Raw genomic sequence first — 9334 nt, 5'->3', positions numbered from 1 at the left:
ATTACAAAGAGGTTAAGAAGGTCAGACAACTTATTGTTTATACAGGACCACTGATTAAGAACTTTGAACATGATTATCATATAGCACAGCTATATGATAAGGACTATCAGGTGCTGATGGAAAGAGGTTTATTAGAATTTCATATATTGCAAATACAAAGATTGGAGGAAATGAAAATGGATGTAAGATATCAAGATATACAGGAGGCGTTCTGGATGTTTTCCGATGAGAGTAATCATAAGAAAAAGGCAAAGACAGAATTAGGAAAGGATATAAAAGCATTATATGATAGATATTTGCATTCAGAAGACTTTATGATCTATTGTCATATAGAACGAGAGAGAAGGGTCATTGAGCAAGGAATGAGGGATTCAAAAGAAGAAGGAAAAATAGAAGAAATCAAGAAAATCATTTATGCAAAGTATGGAATACATGAGTTAGAATGGTTATATGATTGTACTGAAGCACAATTAGATAGAATACATATGATTATTTTTGAAAATATAAGTTATGAGGGATTTAAAGAACAAATAATGGAAATATAGAATTTTAAATTGTATTGGGTAAAGAGATTTCATTTATTGAGATCTTTTTTTGTGAAAAAGTGTTTTATCATTGTAATATTACTATTATTAAATTTTATAAACAATAATTAATTATTAATATGATAAAATATTATTGACAAATAATTCCAAATCCATTAAAATTGATTCATACATAGCAAAGCTATGTAAAGGGGGGATTCTAATGGAGAATATGTTAAGTGAGATTTTTGGAATTTGGTTTTTAATTGGTGCTGCATTAGTATTTTTTATGCAGGCAGGATTTGCAATGGTTGAGGCTGGTTTCACACGAGCTAAAAATGCTGGTAATATCATTATGAAAAATCTTATGGATTTTTGCTTAGGCACAGTAGCATTCCTAATATTAGGGTATAGTTTGTTATGTGGTGCAGATACAGGCATGGGACTATTTGGATGGTTAGGATTTAGTCAAGGTCCTTTAACAGATTTTGTGAATACAGATTGGTCTACATTTGTATTTAACTTAGTCTTTTGTGCAACAACAGCAACTATTGTTTCTGGAGCAATGGCAGAGCGAACAAAATTTATTTCTTATTGTATTTATAGTTTTGTGATTAGTTTGTTTGTTTATCCTATTTCAGCACATTGGGTATGGGGACCTGATGGATGGTTAGCAGCTATGGGGTTTCATGATTTTGCTGGTTCGGCTGTTATTCATTTTTGTGGGGGATTAACAGCATTGATTGGTGCAAAGATTCTAGGCCCTAGAATTGGTAAGTTTAATAAAGATGGAACACCTAATGGTATTCCAGGACATAATCTAACAATTGGAGCTTTAGGTTGCTTTATATTATGGTTTGGATGGTATGGATTTAATGGGGCAGCTGCCCAAAATGGTATACAGTTATCAACAATCTTTGCGACAACGACAGTAGCACCGGCATTAGCAACTTGTACAGTTATGTTTATCACGTGGGTTAAATATGGAAAACCAGATGTCGCAATGTCTCTTAATGGATCGTTAGCAGGGTTAGTTGCTATTACAGCTGGCTGTGATGCTGTTAATGTATTGGGTGCATCTATTATTGGAATTTTATCAGGGATTACAGTTGTTTTCTTTGTTTGGTTATTAGACTATAAGTTGAAGATTGATGATCCAGTTGGGGCGGTTGCTGTTCATTTAGGTAATGGGATATTAGGAACAATTTGTGTTGGTCTCTTTGCTTGTGGAACTGATACAATGCCAACTGTTCAAGGATTATTTTACGGTGGTGGATTTGATTTACTGATTACACAATTAACTGGTCTTTTCGCTATTGGTGCATGGACAGCAGTGACAATGTCTTTAACATTTCTCATGATAAACAAAACAATTGGATTAAGAGTAACTCGTGAAGAAGAACTGATTGGATTAGATAAGTTAGAACATGGATTAAATAGTGCATATGCAGGATTTGCGTTAGAAACAGAATCTTTATCTATTGAAGATAATTTACAACCTGTGTCAGTAGAACGAAAACAACCAGTATTAGAAAAAGCAAACATAGAAAAGAAATCATCAAGAAAGTCTTCATATATTTCTAAAGTTGTTATTATTACGAAACCGGAAAAAATTGATACACTGAAGAAAGTATTCGATGAAATTGGTATCACAGGTATGACAGTTACAAGAGTCAATGGATGTGGAGTTCAAAAAGGACAATTAACATATTACCGTGGTGCAAAGGTTAATATAGAATTATTACCAAAAATTAAGGTTGAAGTTGTTGTATCGCAAGTACCAGTTGATAGAGTTATTGATGCAGTGAAACAAGCCTTATACACAGGAAATGTTGGTGATGGAAAGATCTTTGTATATGATGTGGAAAATGTTATTAGAGTTTCTACAGGAAGTGAGGGTATAACAGCACTTCAATATGAAGATTAATATGTTATAGAACAGAAGTGTAGGATAAAATAAATATACATGAGATGTATCTTTGTTTTATCCTCTATTCTCATTTTAAATATTTATGAACATATAATAAAAATACAATGATAACCATTTCTGATTACAATTGTATTTTAGTTTAAGGCTATACTTATAGCCTTTTTAGTATATAGAAAGAATTTACATGTGGTTAGGAAGGGTACTTAAAATATCTGTTAATTTTTGAAAATCATTTGAATCGGGATGAGAGAATGCTTCATCAAAGTTTTCAATAAGCGGTAAAAACTTATGAGGATTTTCTATTGCAAGTTGAACATAGCGCTCACGAATACTCATAGGCATTTTACCTTGACACATGTAAGTTCCAACTATTTGATTAGAGGGATTAATAAATGATTTGATATTATTGATGATTGTTTGAAAGTATTGAGGACTTCCTCCAAAGCCAGCCGTACCAAATAAGAATATTTTTTCAGATTGAAGCATCTTTAAGAATTCTGATAATGGACCATCACATGTTCCTTTATCAGTCCAAAATCCAATGAAAATAATATCAGCTTTTATACATTCGTTTGTAATTGGTCCATAGTATACACATTCATCATTTTTAAAATAACACTGAATATGATGAGCTAAAAGAGCAGTATTTCCTGTTTGACTAGAGTAAATAATAGCATATTTCATGAAAGATTCTTCCTTTCTTGAGTGTTTATCATAATTTTATTTAATAGTATAAGTAATGTCTCTCTTTCATTTGAGGATAAGCATTGTAGTGTTTCCTGGTCCCATTGATTAAAGAACTCATGGCTAAGTTTGAAGATTTCTTCTCCATGCGGAGTAAGTGATAGTAAACGTGCTCTTTTGTCTAAGGGATTAATATCTTGGATAATTAACTGAGCCTGTTCTAATTTAAATAATGCTCTTGTTGTATGACCAGTATCTAAGTGTAACTGAACAGAGACTTCTTTAGGGGAACATTGAGGATGTTTACCGATATAAAGAATAAAAAACAATTGTCCATGGGATATACCATGTTTTTGTAGTTCTATTTGACAGTAGTTTCGAAATTGTTTTTGCAGAACTGTTGTAAAGAAGGCAAATGTGTGTTTCATAGATAACTCCTTAATTAACTGACTAAGTCAATTATCTATCTTTTTGATGAATTCGTCAAGTTATATGCAACATTTTAAAAAATTAATAAATTATTAAAGGATTTATATACAATATGGATACAATATAGTTTATAATATGAACATAAAGTCAGATGAATAGGAGGATTAAATATGAAGATTTGGTTGATAGTTATGATTGTTGTAGTACTTATTATTTTATATATAGGAATGACATACAATGCATTAACAAGATTAAGAAACAAGGTTAAGACAAATTGGTCTCAAATAGATGTTGTTTTAAAGAGACGTGCAGATTTGATTCCAAACTTGGTTGAAACTGTCAAAGGTTATGCAAAGCATGAAAAGGAAACATTGGATGATGTTATTAAGGCAAGAAATACTTATGTAAGTGCCTCTTTACCAGAAGATCAAATGAAAGCTTCTGGTGAATTAACACAAGCTTTAAGTAAGTTAATGATGCTAAGTGAAGCTTATCCTGATTTAAAAGCTAATACAAATTTTATTCAATTACAAAATGAATTAAGAGAAACAGAAGATAAGATTACTTTTGCAAGACAATTCTATAATGATTCTGTTTATGCTTATCAGAATAAAATTGAGATGTTCCCATCAAATTTAATTGCTGGTATGTTTGGATTTAAAGATTTTGCATTCTTTGAAGTTGAAGAAGCAGACAAAAAAGTACCAGAGGTTAAGTTTTAAATGAAAAAGAAAATATGTGTTATATTTTCTCTTTTTCTTAGTCTCTTTATATCAATAGGTAATGTGAGTGCCAGTTCTACGGAACTTAAAGACATGTCTATTGAGGCTTTTATCAATGATGATGGAAGCGCACATATACAAGAGATATGGGATATGGATATTAATAAGGGAACAGAGGTTTATAAAGTTTTTAATCGTATGGGTGAATCAAAGATTTCTAATTTACAAGTCACTGATGATCATGGTTTGAAGTATGAGAATATTGGTGAGTGGGATGTTGATGCATCAAGGAAACAGAAAAATGGCAAGTGTGGCCTTGTTAAAAAATCAAACGGTTATGAATTGTGTTTTGGTATTGGTGATTATGGAGAAAGAACATATACTTTTGAATATGATATTTCTCATTTTGTGAAGGATTATGCAGATGGTAAACAAGGATTTAATTTTGCTTTCTTTTCTGATTTGTCTTTAACACCAAAGCATGCCAATGTAACTATTTCTTCCGATCATGCTTTTACTAAAGAGAATGCTTCGGTTTGGGCATTTGGGTATGATGGTTCAGTTAATTTTGATGATGGCAAGATTATTATGACGACTGATGGGAAAGATTTTCGTGGTAGTAAAATGCAATTGGTTATGAGTGTTCCTGAACATACATTTTCACAAGCTTATATGACAAGTCAGAATTTTGCTGATGTTCTGGCTGAAGCGAAAACGGGAAGTGATTATGATAATGAAGATGAAACATCTCATGATGGTATATCAGATATAATGGTCATATTTATTATTGTTGGAGTCTTTTCTATTGTAGGGATCTTTATTTTATTCACTTCCATAGCAATGAAACAAGGTGAAAAACTGAAGTATGCTTTTCGTGATGGAAAGCCATTAGATAAAAAGAATGTGAATATGTTTAGAGATATCCCATGTGATAAAGATATTTTTAAATTTTATTTTATTGCTAGGGAGGCTGGGCTGATTGATGATAAAGAGCGTGGTGGTTTAGTTGGAGCTATTTTATTAAGATGGGTTCAACAAGGCTATATTGTTTTTGATAAAACTGAAGAATCTCATTTGATGTTCTTTAAAAAAGATGGGTTTTCTATTGATTTAGATAAAGAATTACCTATTACACATCCTTTAGAATTAAAATTATTAGGGTTTATTAGAAATGCAGCAGGATCAAATAAAAAATTAGAAACAAAAGAATTTGAGAAATGGTGTAGTTCTCATTATGAAGATATTGATGATTGGTTTAATCAAATTTTAAGAGTATCAAAAGCAAAATATCGAGATAGAGGTTTAATTAAGACAGAAGAAATCAATACTCGATATATGGGAATTAAATTAAAACGTCGTCAGGATATTTATGATGTCTCTATTCGTGAAGAAATGGAACATGTCATTGGATTAAAGAAGTTCTTACAGGAAATGAGTTTAATTGATGAAAAAGAAGTTGTTGAAGTAAAGATGTGGGAAGAATATTTAATTTTTGCATCTATTTTGGGTATTGCTGATAGAGTGAGTGAGCAGCTTGGAGAATTATGTCCAACATTTAACCAGCAATCAAATTTAGATACCATTTATACAATGCAGATGGTTCATATGTTTGCATATAACAGTATGAGAGCATCACGTAATGCGGCTTTGGCAGCACAGCAGGCATCAAGATCTAGTGGTTTTGGTGGTGGTGCATCATTTGGAGGCGGCGGAGGCGGCTTCTCAGGTGGTGGCGGCGGAGGTGTCCGTTAGTAAAGGAGAATATTATGAAGAAATGTTTATGTTTGATACTTGCAGGTTTATTTGTTTTAACGGGTTGTTCGAAAGAAGAGGATAAGACAGCTCCGGCTTTAGAGTTAACCAAATCAAGAATTCAAGTTGGATTAAATACAAAGATTGATTATACTTCTTTTGTTCAAAAAGCAGTTGATGAGGTTGATGGTGATTTAGTATCAGCTGTTCAATATAATGAGGTTGATACATCTAAAGTAGGGCAATCACAGATTCAGTATACAGTAAAAGATGAATCGGGTAATGAAAGTCAGCAAACATTAATTGTGGATGTTGTTAAATATTTTAAAAATGGTATTTATAACCCATTAAATGTGACACCAGATACAGTTAAGAATCCTGATGATGTGACTGTCTTGGTTAATAAGGTCCATCAAATTCCAGAAGGCTGGGTACCAGATGATTTAGAACCTGTTATTGATAATAAAAATCAAAAACTAAGAAAAGAAGCTAATGATGCTTATACAAAATTTTATAATGCGGCAAAATCTAAGGGAATTGATATTTATTCAATATCAGGATATCGTACTAATGCCACACAGACACTTTATTGGAATAATCAAGTTAAAGTTTATGGTGAAGAATATGCTTCTCAATATAGTGCATATCCTGGCAGAAGTGAACATCAGTTAGGATTAGCTATTGATATTTCATATACCACACAAGGTGATCGTTTAAGTGAAAAAGTTGCAACGAGTCCAATTGGAAAGTTTATTGTTAGTGATGCATATAAGTATGGGTTTATTTTAAGATATCAAAAGGACAAGGTTGCAATTACAAATTATGGGTATGAACCATGGCATATGCGTTATGTAGGTGTAGAATTAGCAACAAAATTACATGAAAATGGACTCACATTAGAAGAATATTATAAACAGTAGGAGGGGCTATGAAGACAGCAAAATTTTACAAAGTATCATATGAGCAATTTGAAGAAAGTTATTTAGATTATAATGAACAGGCATCAAAAGAATTTATACAAACAGTTTATAATGAACTTCAATTGCCAAAGCGTGCAACAAAAGGTTCAGCAGGATATGATTTTTATACACCTATTGATGTTTATTTAAAACCAGGAGAAACAATAAAGATTCCTACTGGAATCAGATGTGAAATGAATGAAACATGGGTATTAATGATTTATCCAAGAAGTGGATTAGGGTTTAAGTTTCGATTACAGCTGAATAATACAGTTGGTGTTATTGATAGTGATTATTTTTATTCAGATAATGAAGGTCACATTTTCATTAAGATGACAAATGATTCTAATGAAGGTAAAATAGTGGATGTTAAAAAAGGACAGGGTATTGCTCAAGGCATTTTTATGCAGTATGGTATTGTGGAAGATGATGATGCCACAGATGTGCGTAATGGAGGCTTTGGCAGTACGACGAGATAAGGAGTACTTATGAAAAAGATTAGTATATTAATAGTTGCCATGTTGTTGATGGTAGGGTGTTCGGGTGAAAAAGATGCAAAGAAAGATACACCTGTGACTAAAGAAAATACCGTTTCATTTACAGCCGTTGGTGATAATCTCATGCATCAGCTGTTGTTAGATAAAGCTAAAACAAATGATGGATATGATTTTATGCCTTATTATGCAAATATTCAATCATACATACAAAAAGCCGATTTTGCTTTTGTGAATCAGGAAACAATCTTAGGTGGTGGAAAAGCATCGGGATATCCTAATTTTAATACGCCAGATATTATGGCAAAAAATTTATCAGATGTTGGTTTTGATATTGTTAATGGTGCAACCAATCATACCTTAGACAAGGGTGGAGATGCGGTGATTCATTCTATCAATGTTTTTAAACAATATAAAAATATGAATTATATTGGTGTGTATGAATCACAAGAAAAAAGAGATGATATAACGGTTGTAGAGAAAAATGGTATTAAAATAGCTTTATTATCTTATAATCAATTAACAAATGGACATAAAATGCCTAATACTTACTGTATGAATTTATTTGATGAAAAAACAATTAAGAAAGATGTAGAAAATGCTAAAGAAATTAGTGATTTTGTTATTGTTTCTTGTCATTGGGGAAATGAATATGATACAGTTCCTGATGCATTTCAAAAGAAGTATGCGAAGTTATTTGCTGATTTAGGTGTTGATGTAATTATTGGAACACATTCTCATACTTTACAGCCTGTTGAATGGGTAGAAGGTAAAGATGGTCATAAGACATTGGTTGCTTATAGTTTAGGAAATTTTGTGAGTGGAATGATGGAAGAAGAAACGCAATTGGAAGGAATGTTATCTTTTGATTTAAAGAAAGAGGATAATCGCACTTCTATAGATAATGTTGTTTTAACACCGCTTGTGAACCATTATGAGATTACAAATTTAAAAGATGCTTATGGAACTAGACAGAATTTTACTGTTTATAGGCTTAAAGATTATAGTGAAGAACTTGCTTCACAGCATGGCTTAAATGGTTATCAAGGCATTACAATAGATTTCAGCAAGATGAAAGAGAAAGTAAAGAAAAGAATAACAAGTGGAATACAAATAGATATGTAATTTAATGAAAGATGATTTATTTTAATAATAATTCATCTTTTATTCATGTTTAATCATCATTTGCTTTCGTAATTGTTATTGAAAAGTTATAATAATGGTTAAGGAAAGAAGGTGAGTCTATTGAAGTTATCTTATTTGAAAAGACAATTTAAAATATTAGAAAATTTGGAAAAACAAGGAACTCAGCAATATGTAACAGGGCAAGAACTTTCTAGATTATGTGATGTTTCGGTGAAAACAATTCGTCATGATATCCACGAATTAAATGATTATTTTTATGGTAAAGCACAAATATTATCTAAGCAGGGTCAAGGTTATTATCTGATAAAAAATTCTTTAGATTATGATAGTGAGAAAGAAAAGTATTTTCAGCAGGAGCAACTTTTTGATAATTCAATAGATCGTTCTTTTTATATTATGAAACAATTATTATTGAGTCAACATCCTATTCGTATTGAAGAATTTTCTGAACAAATGTATATAGATCGTACATCTGTGAGTCGTGATATGAAATATGTAAGGGATTATTTGCAGAAATTTCATTTAATGGTAGAGTATAAAGTTGGTGTGGGTAATTATATTGTTGGTGATGAACTTCATAAAAGGTTATGCATGGAAGATATTTTTAATCAATATGCACTTTCTCAAATTGTTCCTCACTATCCCTATTTAAAGATAAAAATAAGTTCAATCTTAGATCATGATGGTATATCAA

At 31.4% G+C, this 9334-nt stretch carries 9 protein-coding genes and 1 pseudogene; 8 read left to right on the top strand and 2 right to left on the bottom strand.

The genetic code is table 11. The features are described 5' to 3' along the window. Positions 1-545: pseudogene (locus BN350_RS07455) on the top strand (hypothetical protein); the annotation flags it as partial. 202 nt (positions 546-747) lie between these two features. Beyond that, complete coding sequence (locus tag BN350_RS21625) at positions 748-2451, top strand: ammonium transporter (RefSeq protein WP_028043035.1); 1704 nt, start codon at positions 748-750, stop codon at positions 2449-2451. 183 nt (positions 2452-2634) lie between these two features. Here the strand turns inward: BN350_RS21625 and bilS are convergent, their stop codons facing one another. Both bilS and bilQ read right to left on the bottom strand, forming a co-directional pair. After that, entirely contained in the window at positions 2635-3138 is a 504-nt protein-coding gene (gene bilS / locus BN350_RS07445) for a flavodoxin family protein BilS (protein ID WP_028043034.1), read from the bottom strand. Then, positions 3135-3566 (bottom strand): bilirubin utilization transcriptional regulator BilQ, encoded by a 432-nt coding sequence (gene bilQ, locus BN350_RS07440; protein ID WP_028043033.1) that lies wholly within the window; start codon positions 3564-3566, stop codon positions 3135-3137. The genes bilS and bilQ overlap by 4 nt, the downstream gene beginning before the upstream one ends. A 171-nt stretch (positions 3567-3737) precedes the next feature. Between bilQ and BN350_RS07435 the strand changes: the two genes are divergently transcribed. From BN350_RS07435 to BN350_RS20905, 6 genes are all read left to right on the top strand, one after another. Continuing rightward, positions 3738-4289: a LemA family protein gene (locus tag BN350_RS07435; RefSeq protein WP_028043032.1), complete on the top strand. Its 552-nt coding sequence runs from the start codon at positions 3738-3740 to the stop codon at positions 4287-4289. Beyond that, positions 4290-6041 carry a DUF2207 family protein gene (locus BN350_RS07430; RefSeq protein WP_028043031.1) on the top strand — a complete coding sequence of 584 codons (1752 nt, stop codon included), beginning with the start codon at positions 4290-4292 and terminating at the stop codon, positions 6039-6041. It begins immediately after the preceding gene. 14 nt (positions 6042-6055) lie between these two features. Next, a complete protein-coding gene (locus tag BN350_RS07425) occupies positions 6056-6961 on the top strand; it encodes a D-alanyl-D-alanine carboxypeptidase family protein (RefSeq protein WP_028043030.1) in 906 nt (301 codons plus the stop codon). Positions 6962-6969: 8 nt separating this feature from the next. After that, positions 6970-7479, top strand: coding sequence for a dUTP diphosphatase (locus BN350_RS07420; protein WP_028043029.1), 510 nt, complete (start codon positions 6970-6972; stop codon positions 7477-7479). Positions 7480-7488: 9 nt separating this feature from the next. Next, positions 7489-8619, top strand: coding sequence for a CapA family protein (locus BN350_RS07415; protein WP_028043028.1), 1131 nt, complete (start codon positions 7489-7491; stop codon positions 8617-8619). Positions 8620-8739: 120 nt separating this feature from the next. Beyond that, on the top strand, positions 8740-9334 hold a 595-nt coding region (locus tag BN350_RS20905; protein WP_044600188.1), incomplete at its 3' end, for an HTH domain-containing protein.

Origin of the sequence: Candidatus Stoquefichus massiliensis AP9 (assembly GCF_000455285.1) — a bacterium.
GTDB lineage: Bacteria > Bacillota_I > Bacilli_A > Erysipelotrichales > Coprobacillaceae > Stoquefichus > Stoquefichus massiliensis.
Note: the sequence above shows the minus strand (reverse complement) of the source record. Positions and strands in the feature narration are given on the sequence as shown.

Coding starts and splice junctions, on each gene's coding strand:
- bilQ (WP_028043033.1), bottom strand. CDS start 3,566: ATGAAACACACATTTGCCTTCTTTACAACAGTTCTGCAAAAACAATTT.
- BN350_RS07430 (WP_028043031.1), top strand. CDS start 4,290: ATGAAAAAGAAAATATGTGTTATATTTTCTCTTTTTCTTAGTCTCTTT.
- BN350_RS07435 (WP_028043032.1), top strand. CDS start 3,738: ATGAAGATTTGGTTGATAGTTATGATTGTTGTAGTACTTATTATTTTA.
- BN350_RS07425 (WP_028043030.1), top strand. CDS start 6,056: ATGAAGAAATGTTTATGTTTGATACTTGCAGGTTTATTTGTTTTAACG.
- BN350_RS21625 (WP_028043035.1), top strand. CDS start 748: ATGGAGAATATGTTAAGTGAGATTTTTGGAATTTGGTTTTTAATTGGT.
- BN350_RS07420 (WP_028043029.1), top strand. CDS start 6,970: ATGAAGACAGCAAAATTTTACAAAGTATCATATGAGCAATTTGAAGAA.
- bilS (WP_028043034.1), bottom strand. CDS start 3,138: ATGAAATATGCTATTATTTACTCTAGTCAAACAGGAAATACTGCTCTT.
- BN350_RS07415 (WP_028043028.1), top strand. CDS start 7,489: ATGAAAAAGATTAGTATATTAATAGTTGCCATGTTGTTGATGGTAGGG.